14 protein-coding genes and 4 tRNA genes are annotated in these 13,521 nt (G+C 56.9%); 13 read left to right on the top strand and 5 right to left on the bottom strand.

Going from position 1 to position 13,521, the window contains the following annotated elements:
* Window positions 1–34 precede the first annotated feature (34 nt).
* On the bottom strand, window positions 35–1,264 hold the full coding sequence (gene sstT / locus PMI37_RS02575) for a serine/threonine transporter SstT (protein WP_008077739.1): 1,230 nt from the start codon (window positions 1,262–1,264) through the stop codon (window positions 35–37).
* A 335-nt stretch (window positions 1,265–1,599) separates the two neighbouring features.
* Between sstT and PMI37_RS02570 the strand changes: the two genes are divergently transcribed.
* The gene (locus tag PMI37_RS02570; protein ID WP_008077737.1) at window positions 1,600–2,763 is read left to right on the top strand and encodes an MFS transporter; all 1,164 of its coding nucleotides are present in this window, start codon (window positions 1,600–1,602) and stop codon (window positions 2,761–2,763) included.
* Here the strand turns inward: PMI37_RS02570 and nhaR are convergent.
* Complete coding sequence (nhaR, locus tag PMI37_RS02565) at window positions 2,758–3,657, bottom strand: transcriptional activator NhaR (RefSeq protein ID WP_008077735.1); 900 nt, start codon at window positions 3,655–3,657, stop codon at window positions 2,758–2,760. The two genes, PMI37_RS02570 and nhaR, sit on opposite strands and share 6 nt — an antisense overlap.
* A gap of 231 nt (window positions 3,658–3,888) precedes the next feature.
* On the opposite strand from nhaR, the gene PMI37_RS02560 reads away from it, so the two are divergent.
* Together PMI37_RS02560 and PMI37_RS02555 are read left to right on the top strand one after the other, a co-directional pair.
* Complete coding sequence (locus PMI37_RS02560; RefSeq protein ID WP_008077733.1) at window positions 3,889–4,134, top strand: hypothetical protein; 246 nt, start codon at window positions 3,889–3,891, stop codon at window positions 4,132–4,134.
* Window positions 4,135–4,162: 28 nt separating this feature from the next.
* Window positions 4,163–4,912 (top strand): TerC family protein, encoded by a 750-nt coding sequence (locus PMI37_RS02555; RefSeq protein WP_008077731.1) that lies wholly within the window; start codon window positions 4,163–4,165, stop codon window positions 4,910–4,912.
* 201 nt (window positions 4,913–5,113) lie between these two features.
* On the opposite strand, the gene PMI37_RS32000 is transcribed toward PMI37_RS02555, so the two are convergent.
* Entirely contained in the window at window positions 5,114–5,284 is a 171-nt protein-coding gene (locus PMI37_RS32000) for a hypothetical protein (RefSeq protein WP_008077729.1), read from the bottom strand.
* A gap of 233 nt (window positions 5,285–5,517) precedes the next feature.
* Between PMI37_RS32000 and PMI37_RS02545 the strand changes: the two genes are divergently transcribed.
* The 3 genes from PMI37_RS02545 (at window position 5,518) to PMI37_RS02535 (ending at window position 6,705) form a co-directional block, all read left to right on the top strand.
* Window positions 5,518–6,189, top strand: a complete 672-nt coding sequence (locus PMI37_RS02545) for a peptidase C39 family protein (RefSeq protein WP_008077728.1) — start codon at window positions 5,518–5,520, stop codon at window positions 6,187–6,189.
* Between the two features lie 90 nt (window positions 6,190–6,279).
* Complete coding sequence (locus PMI37_RS02540) at window positions 6,280–6,486, top strand: DUF6021 family protein (protein WP_008077726.1); 207 nt, start codon at window positions 6,280–6,282, stop codon at window positions 6,484–6,486.
* 12 nt (window positions 6,487–6,498) lie between these two features.
* Complete coding sequence (locus PMI37_RS02535) at window positions 6,499–6,705, top strand: hypothetical protein (RefSeq protein WP_008077724.1); 207 nt, start codon at window positions 6,499–6,501, stop codon at window positions 6,703–6,705.
* Between the two features lie 121 nt (window positions 6,706–6,826).
* Here the strand turns inward: PMI37_RS02535 and pbpG are convergent, their stop codons facing one another.
* Together pbpG and folD are read right to left on the bottom strand one after the other, a co-directional pair.
* The gene (gene pbpG / locus PMI37_RS02530; RefSeq protein WP_008077722.1) at window positions 6,827–7,765 is read right to left on the bottom strand and encodes a D-alanyl-D-alanine endopeptidase; all 939 of its coding nucleotides are present in this window, start codon (window positions 7,763–7,765) and stop codon (window positions 6,827–6,829) included.
* 230 nt (window positions 7,766–7,995) lie between these two features.
* On the bottom strand, window positions 7,996–8,850 hold the full coding sequence (folD, locus tag PMI37_RS02525) for a bifunctional methylenetetrahydrofolate dehydrogenase/methenyltetrahydrofolate cyclohydrolase FolD (protein WP_008077717.1): 855 nt from the start codon (window positions 8,848–8,850) through the stop codon (window positions 7,996–7,998).
* Between the two features lie 276 nt (window positions 8,851–9,126).
* Between folD and PMI37_RS02520 the strand changes: the two genes are divergently transcribed.
* The 7 genes from PMI37_RS02520 to clpX all read left to right on the top strand — a co-directional run bounded on the left by PMI37_RS02520 (window position 9,127) and on the right by clpX (window position 13,445).
* A tRNA-Arg gene (locus tag PMI37_RS02520) sits at window positions 9,127–9,203 on the top strand.
* Window positions 9,204–9,235: 32 nt separating this feature from the next.
* Window positions 9,236–9,311: transfer RNA gene (locus tag PMI37_RS02515), tRNA-His, on the top strand.
* Between the two features lie 58 nt (window positions 9,312–9,369).
* Window positions 9,370–9,454: transfer RNA gene (locus PMI37_RS02510), tRNA-Leu, on the top strand.
* A gap of 77 nt (window positions 9,455–9,531) precedes the next feature.
* A tRNA-His gene (locus PMI37_RS02505) sits at window positions 9,532–9,607 on the top strand.
* 403 nt (window positions 9,608–10,010) lie between these two features.
* Window positions 10,011–11,321, top strand: coding sequence for a trigger factor (gene tig, locus PMI37_RS02495; protein WP_008077716.1), 1,311 nt, complete (start codon window positions 10,011–10,013; stop codon window positions 11,319–11,321).
* A gap of 92 nt (window positions 11,322–11,413) precedes the next feature.
* Entirely contained in the window at window positions 11,414–12,049 is a 636-nt protein-coding gene (gene clpP / locus PMI37_RS02490) for an ATP-dependent Clp endopeptidase proteolytic subunit ClpP (RefSeq protein ID WP_007951559.1), read from the top strand.
* A 112-nt stretch (window positions 12,050–12,161) separates the two neighbouring features.
* Entirely contained in the window at window positions 12,162–13,445 is a 1,284-nt protein-coding gene (clpX, locus tag PMI37_RS02485; RefSeq protein ID WP_003223632.1) for an ATP-dependent Clp protease ATP-binding subunit ClpX, read from the top strand.
* The last annotated feature ends 76 nt before the right edge of the window (window positions 13,446–13,521 follow it).

Here is a 13,521-nt window from a genome sequence, read left to right as displayed (position 1 = left end):
GTAGGAGCTGCCGAAGGCTGCGATCTTTTGATCTTCAAGCGCGTTGGGCTTTCGCTTCTTCGCCCAGGCACGCCGCTGCGGTGAACAGCACGTCGGTGGAGGAGTTCAGCGCCGTTTCGGCAGAATCCTGCAACACACCAATGATGAAACCGACCGCCACCACCTGCATGGCGATTTCACTTGGAATGCCAAACAGGCTGCACGCCAGCGGAATCAGCAGCAACGAACCACCGGCCACGCCCGAAGCGCCACAGGCGCAGATGGCCGCGACCACGCTGAGCAGAATCGCGGTCGGGATGTCCACCGCAATGCCCAAAGTATGCACGGCAGCCAGGGTCAGCACAGTGATGGTAATTGCCGCGCCGGCCATGTTGATGGTCGCGCCCAGTGGAATCGATACCGAGTAAGTGTCTTCGTGCAGGCCCAAGCGCTTGCTCAATTCCAGATTGACCGGAATGTTCGCCGCCGAACTGCGGGTGAAGAAGGCGGTGATGCCGCTTTCGCGCAGGCACTTGAGGGTCAGCGGGTACGGGTTGCGGCGCAGTTTCCAGAACACGATCAGCGGGTTCATCACCAGCGCCACGAACAGCATGCAGCCGAGCAGCACGGCGAGCAGGTGCGCGTAGCCGATCAGCGCGCCGAAACCGGAGGTGGCCAGCGTCGAGGCGACCAGGCCGAAAATGCCCAGCGGGGCAAAGCGAATCACCACGCGCACAATCAGGGTCACGCCGTTGGACAGATCACCGAGCACTTCACGGGTGGTATCGCCGGCATGCCGAATCGCCACGCCCATGCCGATGGCCCAGGCCAGAATGCCGATGAAATTGGCTTCGATCAGCGCCTTCACCGGATTGTCCACCACGCTCAGCAGCAGGCTCTGCAACACTTCAGCGATGCCGCCCGGCGCAGTCACCGCAACGTTTTCGGTGGCCAGCACCAGATGCGACGGGAATGCCATGCTGGCAACCACAGCCACCACTGCGGCGGCGAACGTGCCCAGCAAGTACAGGAACAGAATCGGCCGAATGTGCGTTTCCTGGCCGTGTTTATGGTTGGCAATCGAAGCCATCACCAGCACGAACACCAGAATCGGTGCCACGGCTTTCAACGCCGAAACAAATACCTTGCCGATGAACGCGGTGTCTTTCGCCACTTGCGGGGCAAACATCGCCAAAGCGATACCGGCAATCAGGCCGATGAGGATCTGTGCGACCAGGCTCAGGTTCTTCAGACGTTGCAAGACAGAAGGGGATGAAGCAGTCATAGCGGCATCTCTGATTTTTTATAGGCTGCAGGTTGCATGAAAGCGCCGGCGAATCGGGGGCAGACCAGCGTCACGAACCGAAAGGATTGAAGCGCTTTCAACGTCAATAAACCGATCGTTGAACAAGCTGTACGTTTTTCAGGGCGCGGACTTTATCACAGCGTAAGTCCCATCCTTCAGGCGTGTGACGATCTGCCACCGGATCAGGCAACAAAGTCGGCAGGTTTGTGCAAGTCAGCCCGGACACACTCTGTTAAGATTGCGCATCCTTATTTTCAAGTTCTGCCAGCGGGCCCTCGGGTCAACGCTGGTGTCGTCGTTTTGCTGGAGTTGCCATGCTGTTGCCCATTCTTCTGTTGTCCGCCGCCGGTTTTACCGTGCTGACCACGGAATTCGTTATCGTCGGCCTGCTGCCGGCGATAGCCCGAGACCTCGAAGTGACCATCCCCCAGGCCGGTTTGCTGGTGACGCTGTTCGCCTTTACCGTGGCGCTGTTCGGGCCTTTCCTGACCGCGTATTTCGCCCGCTTCGAGCGGCGCAAGCTGTTTATCAGCATCCTGATCATGTTTGGCCTGGCCAATACCGTCGCGGCGCTCGCGCCGAATATCTGGGTGATGGCGTTTGCCCGCTTGATCCCCGCGCTCGGTCTGCCGGTGTTCTGGGCGCTGGCCAGTGAGACGGCGGTGGACATCGTTGGCCCGGATTTCGCCGGTCGTGCGATCGCCAAGATCGGTTTCGGTATTGTCTGCGCCACGGTGTTCGGCATTCCGGTCGGCACGCTGATTTCCGATGCATTCGGCTGGCGCAGTGCCTTCGGCATTCTGGCGGTGATCGCCTTTGCCAAGGCTTTGCTGCTGTTTGTCTACTTGCCGAAAACCAGTTTGCACCAGCATCAGGTGAGCTTCCGCTCGCAGTTCAACATTCTGCGCAGCCCGTTGATGATCGGCCATATCGTGCTGTCGATTCTGGTGTTCAGCGGCATGTTTACCGCTTACACCTATCTCGCCGACATTCTTGAACGTCTGGCCGGTTTCAACGGCACCGTGGTCGGCTGGTGTCTGATGGGCTTCGGCGCCGTCGGACTGATCGGCAACTCGCTGGGCGGTCGTGCAGTGGACCGCCATCCGCTGGGGGCGTCGGTGTTGTTTTGTGCATTCATGATCGCCGGCATGGTGTCGCTGGTGCCGAACATTCATTCGCCGCTGGGGCTGGCGGTGGCGATGGGAATCTGGGGCATTACTCAGGCCGCGTTGTTCTTGGTCAGTCACGTACGCCTGATGAAAGCCGCGCCGGAAGCGCCGGCCTTCGCGGCCTCGTTGAACATCGCCGGGGCTAACCTGGGGATCGGCCTGGGCGCAATGGTCGGTGGCCGGGTCATCGACAGTGCGGGGCTGGGTTTCCTCGGCTTTGCCGCCGCCGGTTTCATTCTGCTGTCGGTGTTCCTCGCCATGGTGCTGATGACACTCAAGCCGCGCGACCTGTGCGCCGAGCCTTCATAACGCCGTAAACAACTCGCGTCGGGCACCTTCGGTAATCGCAACGATGCCGGGGTGCTTGACCTTGCGCTCCACCGAAATGGCGTAGAACGACTCGGTCACCGCATCAGTCTGGCCAATCAGTTCGACGCCGTATTGGCGCTTCACTTCCTCGGCAATCACGCTGGGGCCGATAAAAATCCCGCTTCCAGACTGTCCGAAGGCCTGCATCAAGGCGCTGTCGTCGAATTCGCCGACAATTTTCGGCTGGATCTGCTGCTCGGCAAACCAGCGTTGCAAGCGGCTGCGCACCACGGTTTCCGGGCCGGGAATCAACAGCGGCGCACCGTGCAGGCTGCGCGGGAAATCCTCTCCATACCTGGCGGCCAATGCAGCGGTGGCAAAAAAGCTGATGCCGCATTCCCCGAGCTTTTGGCTGTAGCCCTTGATGTCGAGGTGCGAGGGCATCGGGCTGTCGGAAATCACCAGGTCCAGGCGCTGAATCGCCAGATCCGCCAGCAACCGCTCGAGTTTGTCCTCGCGACATGTGATGCGCAGCGGTTCGTTCAACTCCATGGTCGGCGCAATCAGGCGATAAACAATCGATTTCGGTACCACGTCAGCCACGCCAACGCGAAACAGGATCTGCTGCTCATTGGGCTCCGCGCGCAGCATCAGCTCCAGCTCGCCGCCGAGCTGGAACATCTGTTCGGCATACGGCAAGGCCTGGCGCCCGGCTTCAGTGAGTTCCAGTTGCCGACCGACTCGGCGAAACAGCTCGATGCCATACGTCTGTTCGAGCAAGGAAATCTGCCCGCTGATGGTCTGTGGCGTCAGGTTCAGTTGCTCGCAGGCACGCACGATGCTGCCGGTCTTCGCCACCACCCAGAAATAATGCAACTGTCGATAATTGAGCATCCGCCTCCCCTGTAGGAGCTGCCGAAGGCTGCGATCTTTTGATGTTGCTTCTAAAAGAAAAGATCAAAAGATCGCAGCCTTCGGCAGCTCCTACATTGTTTATTTCTGGGTTCGTAAAAACCGAAGTATAGCCGGTAAAAATACGAATTTTCCTGAAGTGTTTGCCTCTCTAGAATGCCCAGCCATCGACGGCCGGTCCGGTGACCCTGTCTGTTTTATCAAGGAAGCATCATGAAACTTAAAACTGCGGCACTGTTGTTGTTTACGTCTTTACTGGTTCTGACGGGTTGCGATCAGGCCGAAAAAAGCGCCCAACAGTTGATGGGCAAAGCCGCCGAAAGCGCAAAACAGGCGATTGACGATACCCACAAGGCTGCCGAGCAAGCCCTGAGCGATGCCACTGGCGGGTTGATCGAGAAAAAAGAAACAGCGGAAAAAGACGCGGAACAATCCGAATCTTCTTCCAAGACCATTTAATTTTCGTACACAGAGTCAGGACTGACCCATGGAATATCTGTTAGAACTCGCCGCCAGCCCCGCTGCCTGGGTAGCTTTGGCCACATTGGTGGTGATGGAGATCGTGCTTGGCATCGATAACCTGATCTTTATCTCGATCCTGACCAACAAGCTGCCCGAGCAACATCGGCAGAAAGCGCGGCGCATCGGTATCGGCATGGCGCTGATCCTGCGATTGGCGCTGTTGAGCACCATTGCCTTCATCGTGCAGTTGACCGAGCCAGTGTTCGAAGTCCTCGGCCAGGCGTTCTCGTGGAAGGACATGATCCTGATCGCCGGTGGTCTGTTCCTGGTGTGGAAAGCCACCACCGAGATCCATCACAGCATGGACCCGGCGCCGGAAGATCCCAAGTCCGCGACGTCGACCGTGACTCTGGGCTTTGCCGCTGCAATCGGGCAGATCCTGATGCTCGACATGGTGTTCTCGATCGACAGCATCATTACTGCTGTCGGCATGACCGAGCACTTGCCGATCATGGTCATCGCGGTGGTGGTGTCGGTTCTGGTGATGCTGTTTGCGGCTGAGCCGCTGGCCAAGTTCATCAACGACAACCCGACGGTGGTGATGCTGGCACTGGGCTTCCTGATCATGATCGGCATGACCCTGATCGCCGAGGGTTTTGGCGCCCACGTACCGAAAGGGTATGTGTACGCGGCCATGGCGTTCTCGGCGGGTATTGAGGTGTTGAACATGATGTCGCGTCGAGCGAAGCAGAAGAAGCTGGCTGCGCAGGCGTAAACGCTGAAGGACAAAAGGCCGCCTGAACTCACGAAGTTCAGGCGGCCTTTTTGCCATCTGCTTCCCGCCTTTCCACCTCTGTAGGAGCTGCCGAAGGCTGCGATCTTTTGATGTTTAAGATCAAAAGATCGCAGCCTTCGGCAGCTCCTACCGGGATTTTATTTCAGGCGTCTTTCGGTGTTTTTTGAAAGATGCCGTGGCTCAGTGCGCGGTAGCGGGACGGACACGGTGCTTTTCGGGTTTTGCTACAGGTGCTGGCTGGATCGGGTGGTGATGGTGGCGGCGCGACACGCGCAGTACGCCCCACAGCATGGCGGTGGCAACGGCCAGCCAGCCGGCAATCAACATTACGATGGTCATGGTCAGGCTCATCAGTGCCTCCTCTTTGCCCTGCATCGGGCGCACACTTTTCAATTCGCTCTGTTTCAGTGACAGTCTAGACAATGGGGTGTTTCAGACTATTGACCAAAGGTCGCTGATGACCAATCAGTTCGCTCTATGCAATCGACGTGTCTGCGGTTTAAGGCTATACCGCAGCTTTGCTGCGCCCTATGATCGCAGGCGTTGCCGGAACACGATGACCGGCGTCTGAACAGAGAGTGACGATGGTGCAGGTATTTTCTCGAATTCGTGCGGCGTTGCTGGTCGTCAGTTGCGCGGCGGCATTGGCTGGTTGTGCGGGCAGTGTGGCACCCGAGGTCAAGCGACTGCCCGAGCGAGTCGAACTCAGTGGCACATTTTACCGAGGTCAGGCCAACCAGAGCGGCCCTCAGGTATTGGCCAGTCTGCTATCGCAGCAGGGCATCGTGATCACGCCGGGGTTGCTGGAAAAACCGCTGCACCTGCCGGGCGCTGAAGACAAATTGCAGCAGAATATTCAGAACCTGGCCCGCGAGTACGGCATGCTGGTTTACCCGCTGGACAGCAATCTGCCTGCACTGTTGACGCAGGTTGCGGCAGGGTATCCGGTGATGGTGCGTTTCAGTGAGGGCTCGGCATTCTGGGCCGAGCCGCGTTACGCAATTCTGTCCGGCTATGACCGTAACAAGCAGAACGTGCTGCTGCGTGCCGGCATGAATCGTCGCGAACTGATGAGCTTCAGTGCGTTTGAGTCGGCATTCGAAAAGTCCGGCGGCTGGGCCATTCTGATTCAGAAGCCAACGCAGATTCCTGCTGCGGTTGATCGTCAGCGCTGGTTGAAGGCGGCCGACGAACTCGGTCAGGCCGGTCAGGAGAATGAAGCGGCGCAGGCGAAGAAGGCATTGGCTGCGCACTGAGTTTCCCGTTCGTCATCTGCCGGGCACGTCCGCGCCCGGCAGGCCTCTTACCTCTATAACCCGATTTTCCGGGTGAATAAGGAGGCGAGCATGGCAGATTCCCCATCCCCGAAAGGCCCACATTCGTCCGAACACGCGCCGGACCACGATCTGGGGTTCGATCCGGACTCGCCGGATCTTGATGATCCGCAGGTCGATCCCGTCGGCCCGGCCAAAGCCCCCAAAGACGTAGAGCCGGGGGAGGACGACAAGAAGCCGTCCAAGCCTTATGACCCGTTAGCCAATCTGAAACCTTGATGTGAGGTGCGTATGAGTACCGATTCAAGTTTTGACGATCAAAAACCCGACAGTGTGCCGACAACGCCGGAGCCTGAGGTTGATCCGGTGCTGGACCCGGACAGTCCGCTGCGTGATCCGATGGCGCGGCCGAATGTGCTGACGCCGGAGCCTGGGCGGGATCCGAGCAAAGGGGACGGCATTCCTGATGATGAGCAGATGCCGTTGCCCAATGATTGAGATCTCTCAGCGTTACTAAGTTTTATTGTAGCGAGGGGATAAATCCCCTCGCCACGGGTGCATGTGAATTCACCGGTGCAGGTGAATTCACTGGTGAAGGTGAATCCTTTAGATCGCAGGTTTACTTCGAGGCTTCAACCACGCCGCTCTGGCGCGATTTCAGGTTTTTCTCGGCTTTGTACTGCTGCGCCACGGCTGGAACGGCGGCACTACGACCGGTTTCTACCCAGCTGCGGATGCGGCTGGCATCGGCAAAATGAGTGTATTTGCCAAACGCATCGAGAATCACCAGGGCGACCGGGCGGTTACCCATTTTCGTCACCAATACCAGGCAATGACCGGCAGGGTTGGTGAAGCCGGTTTTGGTGATCTTGATGTCCCAATCGGCTTTATTGACCAAGTGATCGGTGTTGCGAAAACCCAGGGTGTAGTTGGGTTTGCGAAAAGACACGGTCTTTTCCTTGGTAGTGGTCAGTTCGCTCAAGATCGGGTGCTTGCTCGCCGCCACCAGCAACTTGCTCAAGTCGCGTGCAGTCGACACGTTGCGCTCAGACAAACCCGTCGGCTCGACGTAGTGAGTGTTGGTCATGCCCAGCGCCTTGGCCTTGGCGTTCATCGCCGCGATAAAGGCTGCGTAGCCACCAGGGTAGTGGTGCGCGAGGCTGGCGGCGGCACGGTTTTCCGAGGACATCAGAGCAATCAGCAGCATCTCGCGGCGCGGCAGTTCACTTCTCAGTTTGACTCGGGAGAACACGCCTTTCATTTCTGGCGTGTGACTGATATCGACATCGATCCATTCGTCCATGTTCTGTCGGGCTTCAACCACAACCAAACCAGTCATCAGCTTGCTGACGGAAGCGATCGGCACGATCACGTCAGGGTTGCTGGAGTAGATGACTTTGTTTGTCTGCATATCCATGAGCAGGGCGCTGCCGGAGGCGATCTTCAAAGATGAAGCGTCACGTGGGGCAGCGGTGGTTTCCGCAGCGTTGATCGTTGGCGTGATGCATGTGCCTGCAAATGCAAAAAACAGGCTCAGAATCGAAAGACGAATTTTCACGCGGGCGAACTCATAAAGGTTGGATATTCCGTTAGTTTGTAACGGGTTATTTCTTAAAAGCGGCGCATTTTAGGAGTATGGCTGAAGAACTGTCGATGGTTGTTTGAACGACCTGAAAATCTCGTGAAAAGGCCTGTAAAAAGAGGGGTTTCCGGCGAACGGTTACAGTTTTTTCTCAGGCATGAAAAACCCCGCACAGGGCGGGGTTTTGGTGCTGCAAAAATCACGTCTTAAGCGTGCAGGGTTTCCGCTGCATAAAGCGTATTTTCCAGCAGGCAGGCACGGGTCATCGGACCGACGCCGCCGGGTACTGGAGTGATCCAGCCTGCACGGGGCAGGGCGGTTTCGTAGACAACGTCACCGACCAGTTTGCCGTCGTCCTGACGGTTGATGCCGACGTCGACAACGATCGCGCCTTCCTTGATCCATTCACCCTTGACCAGGCCAGGCTTGCCGGCGGCCACCACCACCAGATCGGCACGGCCGACGTGGCCAGCCAAATCCTTGGTGAAGCGGTGGGTCACGGTGACAGTGCAGCCGGCCAGCAGCAGTTCCATCGCCATCGGGCGACCGACGATGTTGGAAGCACCGACAACCACGGCGTCCAGCCCGTATAGATCAACACCCGTGCTTTCCAGCAGGGTCATGATGCCTTTCGGGGTGCACGGTCGCAGCAGCGGAATGCGCTGGGCCAGGCGGCCGACGTTATAAGGATGGAAACCGTCGACATCTTTGTCCGGGCGGATGCGTTCCAGCAGTTTGGAGGCGTCCAGGTGCTCGGGCAGCGGCAGTTGCAGCAGGATGCCGTCGATTGCAGGGTCGTCGTTGAGACGATCAATCAGATCGGTCAGCGCGTCTTGCGTGGTTTCAGAGGGCAGGTCGTAGGCTTGAGAGAGGAAGCCGACCTCTTCACAGTCTTTACGCTTGTGCGAGACATAAACCTGAGAGGCAGGATCGCTGCCGACCAGGATCACCGCGAGGCCGGGAGTGCGCAGGCCTTGCTGGCGACGCTCGGCAACTCGTTGGGCGATCTGCTGGCGCAGGCTGGCGGCGATCGATTTGCCGTCGATTAGTTGTGCAGTCATTGCGCGTGATTAACCATCGAGAGGGGAAAAAAAGAGAACGCATTCTCGCATGTCGGGCGGTGAGGGCAAAGGCGCTTGGTCAGCAAATTCCCCTAACTCCTTTAATTAAATGAATTTTTTTCAAAAAAGATTTGACGACCTTTGGAGCGCTCTATACTATTCGTCGCACTTGTCGGGCACAGCCTAGCACTGGTTAAGAAGGTCGAGCGGGATTACGATTCTGCGAAGACTGGAAAGCACTTAGTTTGTAGTCCTTTAAGAGTACAGATTAATAAGGCGCCCGTAGCTCAGCTGGATAGAGCATCCGCCTTCTAAGCGGATGGTCGCAGGTTCGAGTCCTGCCGGGTGCGCCATTAGGCAGCTTTGGCACAAGTAACGCGATATGGTGGGCGTAGCTCAGTTGGTAGAGCACGGGATTGTGACTCCCGTTGTCGTGGGTTCGATCCCCATCGTCCACCCCATATTTCGAAAAGCGCCAGATTTAACGGTCTGGCGTTTTTGCTTTAAAGAGCTTCATCTGCGGATGTGGTGGAATTGGTAGACACACTGGATTTAGGTTCCAGCGCCGCGAGGCGTAAGAGTTCGAGTCTCTTCATCCGCACCAATTAAAGCTTCATTCGTGCCTTTGGGCTGGTGAGGTTTCAACAAAGAAGTTATTTGGCTTTTTTGTTACGCAATATGGTGGGCGTAGCTCAGTTGGTAGAGCACGGGATTGTGACTCCCGTTGTCGTGGGTTCGATCCCCATCGTCCACCCCATATTTCGAAAGGCGCCAGATTTAACAGTCTGGCGCCTTTTTTGTTTTTGCGGTTTCAAAAGTTGGCGTTTGCTGGCTTTGAGTCGCAGGGAGCAGGGCGCTTCGTCGTATTTATGTTGCTCGATGATGCTGCGCTGTTCGCCGGGCTTGCTTGCAAGGTCGGCCGTCAGGGAGCGATTGGCAGTCCCCTCTATATATAGAAGAGGTCGCCGCAGAGCCCTGGCGTGATTAGTTGTATTCGCCTGTGGGGCGCGCTGCAATCGTGCATCGGTCCCTATAAATTGCCTGCTGTTTTTTTACCCGTTTTCAGTAGGGTGACTTCTTGAGTTTGACCCACTAGAATGCATGCCCTTGATTCTGGGGTCGGAAACGGCCGGCTAACGTCTGTGCAACGAGGAATATCCATGCAAGTTTCTGTTGAAAATACTACTGCTCTTGAGCGCCGCATGAGCGTCACCGTGCCGGCTGAGCGCATTGAGAGCCAGGTCAACAAGCGTCTGCAGCAGACTGCCCAAAAGGCCAAGATTGCTGGCTTCCGTCCAGGCAAAGTGCCAATGAGCGAAATCAAGCGCCGTTTCGGTGCTGATGCGCGTCAGGAAGCTGTAGGCGACGTGATCCAGTCCTCCTTCTACGAAGCTGTGGTTGAGCAGAAGCTGAACCCGGCGGGTTCGCCTTCGATCGAGCCTAAGTCGCTCGAAGCTGGCAAGGACCTGGAATATGTTGCAGTGTTCGAAGTGTTCCCTGAGTTCACCGTTGCCGGTTTCGACGGCATCACTGTTGAGCGCCTGAGCGCTGACGTGGCTGACGCTGACCTGGACAAAATGCTCGACATCCTGCGCAAGCAGAACACCCGTTTTGAAGTGGCCGATCGCGCTGCCCAGAACGAAGACCAACTGAACATCGATTTCGTTGGCAAGGTTGACGGCGAAGTCTTCGCTGGCGGCTCCGCCAAAGGCACCCAGCTGGTACTGGGTTCCGGCCGCATGATCCCGGGCTTCGAAGAAGGTCTGGTAGGTGCAAAAGCTGGCGAAGAGCGCGTTCTGAACCTGACCTTCCCAGAGGACTATCAAAACCTCGACCTGGCTGGCAAAGCCGCCGAGTTCACCGTGACTGTCAACACTGTCTCCGAGCCTAAGCTGCCTGAGCTGAACGAAGAGTTCTTCGCTCAATTCGGCATCAAGGAAAGCGGCATCGACGGTTTCCGCACCGAAGTTCGCAAGAACATGGAGCGTGAACTGCGTCAGGCGATCAAATCCAAGGTCAAGAATCAGGTAATGGACGGTCTGCTGGCCACCAACCCGATCGAAGTGCCTAAGGCTCTGCTGTCCAACGAAGTTGACCGTCTGCGCGTGCAGGCTGTTCAGCAGTTCGGTGGCAACATCAAGCCTGATCAACTGCCGGCCGAGCTGTTCGAAGAGCAAGCCAAGCGCCGCGTTGTGCTGGGTCTGATCGTGGCTGAAGTGGTCAAGCAATTCGACCTGAAGCCTGACGAAGCTCGCGTTCGCGAAATGATTCAGGAAATGGCTTCGGCTTACCAGGAGCCTGAGCAGGTTGTGTCGTGGTACTACAAGAACGAGCAGCAACTGAACGAAGTGCGTTCGGTTGTGCTGGAAGAACAAGTTGTGGATACTGTTCTGCAGAAAGCTAGCGTGACCGACAAATCGGTCTCTTACGAAGAAGCGGTCAAGCCGGTAGAAGCTCCAAAAGCCGACTGATTGTTTTTGCGTTAAGAAGTACACACATAAGCCAGCCTTCGAGCTGGCTTATGCGTATTCAAGACATAACTATTTGGGAGTGACTGCAGAGCATGTTCCGTAATTCGTATATTCAGCAGAACTCTGATATCCAGGCCGCAGGCGGCCTGGTCCCGATGGTTGTCGAGCAATCTGCTCGTGGCGAACGCGCCTATGACATCTATTCGCGCCTGCTCAAGGAGCGAGTGATCTTTCTGGTTGGTCCGGTAGAGGACTACATGGCCAACCTGATCTGTGCGCAACTGCTGTTCCTTGAAGCGGAAAACCCGGACAAGGACATCCATCTTTATATCAACTCCCCGGGCGGTTCGGTGACAGCAGGCATGTCGATCTACGACACCATGCAGTTCATCAAACCCAACGTATCCACCACTTGCATCGGTCAGGCCTGCAGCATGGGCGCGTTCCTGCTGACCGCAGGCGCTCCAGGCAAACGTTTCTGCCTGCCGAACTCGCGTGTGATGATTCACCAGCCACTGGGCGGTTTCCAGGGCCAGGCGTCGGATATCGAAATCCACGCCAAGGAAATCCTCTTCATTCGCGAGCGTCTGAACACGCTGATGGCCAAGCACAGCGGCCGCACCCTTGAAGAAATCGAGCGCGATACCAATCGCGACAACTTCATGAGTGCAGAAGCTGCGAAGGAATACGGCTTGATCGATGAAGTGATCAACCAGCGCCCCGCTTAAAATAAGCAGCTCAAAATAGGCTTGGTCGGCGAGTCTGTTCGCCAGCGGGCTTGAAAAAGCCCGCAATAGCCTTCATCTTGTGTTGCAAGCCTATCGGATTTGGATCGAACGAATGACTGACACCCGCAACGGCGAGGACAACGGCAAGCTGCTCTATTGCTCCTTCTGTGGCAAAAGCCAGCATGAAGTGCGCAAATTGATTGCCGGCCCCTCGGTCTTTATCTGCGACGAGTGCGTCGACCTGTGCAACGACATCATCCGCGAGGAGGTGCAGGAAGCCCAGGCCGAAAGCAGCGCGCATAAATTGCCTTCGCCTAAAGAAATCAGCGGCATCCTTGACCAGTACGTCATTGGTCAGGAGCGTGCGAAGAAGGTTCTGGCCGTAGCGGTGTACAACCACTACAAGCGTCTGAACCAGCGTGACAAAAAGGCTGACGACGTCGAACTCGGCAAGAGCAACATCCTGCTGATCGGCCCGACAGGCTCCGGTAAAACCCTGCTGGCCGAAACACTGGCCCGCTTGCTGAACGTTCCGTTCACCATCGCTGACGCAACCACCCTCACCGAGGCGGGTTACGTGGGTGAAGACGTCGAGAACATCATTCAGAAGCTGCTGCAGAAGTGCGATTACGACGTAGAGAAAGCCCAGATGGGTATTGTCTACATCGATGAAATCGACAAGATTTCGCGCAAGTCCGACAACCCGTCGATCACCCGGGACGTTTCCGGTGAAGGCGTGCAGCAGGCCTTGCTCAAGTTGATCGAAGGCACGGTCGCTTCGGTTCCGCCGCAAGGTGGCCGCAAGCATCCGCAGCAGGAATTCCTGCAGGTCGACACCCGTAACATCCTGTTCATCTGCGGTGGTGCGTTCTCTGGTCTGGAAAAGGTTATTCAAAACCGTTCCACCAAGGGCGGCATCGGTTTCAACGCCGAAGTGCGCAGCAAGGAAGAGGGCAAGAAAGTCGGTGAATCCCTGCGTGAAGTCGAGCCTGACGATCTGGTCAAGTTCGGTCTGATCCCGGAATTCGTCGGTCGTCTGCCAGTCCTCGCGACGCTGGACGAGCTCGACGAGGCTGCGTTGATGCAGATCCTCACCGAGCCGAAAAATGCTCTGACCAAGCAGTATGCCAAGCTGTTCGAGATGGAAGGCGTGGATCTGGAGTTCCGCACCGACGCTCTCAAATCGGTCGCCAAGCGTGCCCTGGAACGTAAAACCGGTGCCCGCGGCCTGCGCTCGATTCTTGAAGGTGTATTGCTCGACACGATGTATGAAATCCCCTCGCAGTCCGAGGTGAGCAAAGTCGTGATCGATGAAAGCGTGATCGAAGGCAAGTCCAAGCCACTGTATATCTACGAAAACAGTGAGCCGACGGCCAAGGCAGCGCCGGACGCGTAAGTGTCCAGTCTGCTGGAATAAAGAAGGGGCCTTCGGGCCTCTTTTTTTTTATGTCGTTTTTTACATCCGCTTTGCG

The sequence above is a fragment of the Pseudomonas sp. GM80 genome (genome assembly GCF_000282515.1).
In the GTDB taxonomy this organism is placed as follows: Bacteria; Pseudomonadota; Gammaproteobacteria; order Pseudomonadales; family Pseudomonadaceae; genus Aquipseudomonas.
Note: the sequence above shows the minus strand (reverse complement) of the source record. Positions and strands in the feature narration are given on the sequence as shown.

Excerpts from the sequence above, each read along its gene's own strand:
- PMI37_RS02540 (WP_008077726.1), top strand. The coding sequence starts at position 6,280 with ATGGCAGATTCCCCATCCCCGAAAGGCCCACATTCGTCCGAACACGCG.
- nhaR (WP_008077735.1), bottom strand. The coding sequence starts at position 3,657 with ATGCTCAATTATCGACAGTTGCATTATTTCTGGGTGGTGGCGAAGACC.
- PMI37_RS02560 (WP_008077733.1), top strand. The coding sequence starts at position 3,889 with ATGAAACTTAAAACTGCGGCACTGTTGTTGTTTACGTCTTTACTGGTT.
- clpX (WP_003223632.1), top strand. The coding sequence starts at position 12,162 with ATGACTGACACCCGCAACGGCGAGGACAACGGCAAGCTGCTCTATTGC.
- PMI37_RS02535 (WP_008077724.1), top strand. The coding sequence starts at position 6,499 with ATGAGTACCGATTCAAGTTTTGACGATCAAAAACCCGACAGTGTGCCG.
- folD (WP_008077717.1), bottom strand. The coding sequence starts at position 8,850 with ATGACTGCACAACTAATCGACGGCAAATCGATCGCCGCCAGCCTGCGC.
- PMI37_RS02545 (WP_008077728.1), top strand. The coding sequence starts at position 5,518 with ATGGTGCAGGTATTTTCTCGAATTCGTGCGGCGTTGCTGGTCGTCAGT.
- PMI37_RS02555 (WP_008077731.1), top strand. The coding sequence starts at position 4,163 with ATGGAATATCTGTTAGAACTCGCCGCCAGCCCCGCTGCCTGGGTAGCT.
- PMI37_RS32000 (WP_008077729.1), bottom strand. The coding sequence starts at position 5,284 with ATGAGCCTGACCATGACCATCGTAATGTTGATTGCCGGCTGGCTGGCC.
- PMI37_RS02570 (WP_008077737.1), top strand. The coding sequence starts at position 1,600 with ATGCTGTTGCCCATTCTTCTGTTGTCCGCCGCCGGTTTTACCGTGCTG.
- tig (WP_008077716.1), top strand. The coding sequence starts at position 10,011 with ATGCAAGTTTCTGTTGAAAATACTACTGCTCTTGAGCGCCGCATGAGC.
- clpP (WP_007951559.1), top strand. The coding sequence starts at position 11,414 with ATGTTCCGTAATTCGTATATTCAGCAGAACTCTGATATCCAGGCCGCA.
- sstT (WP_008077739.1), bottom strand. The coding sequence starts at position 1,264 with ATGACTGCTTCATCCCCTTCTGTCTTGCAACGTCTGAAGAACCTGAGC.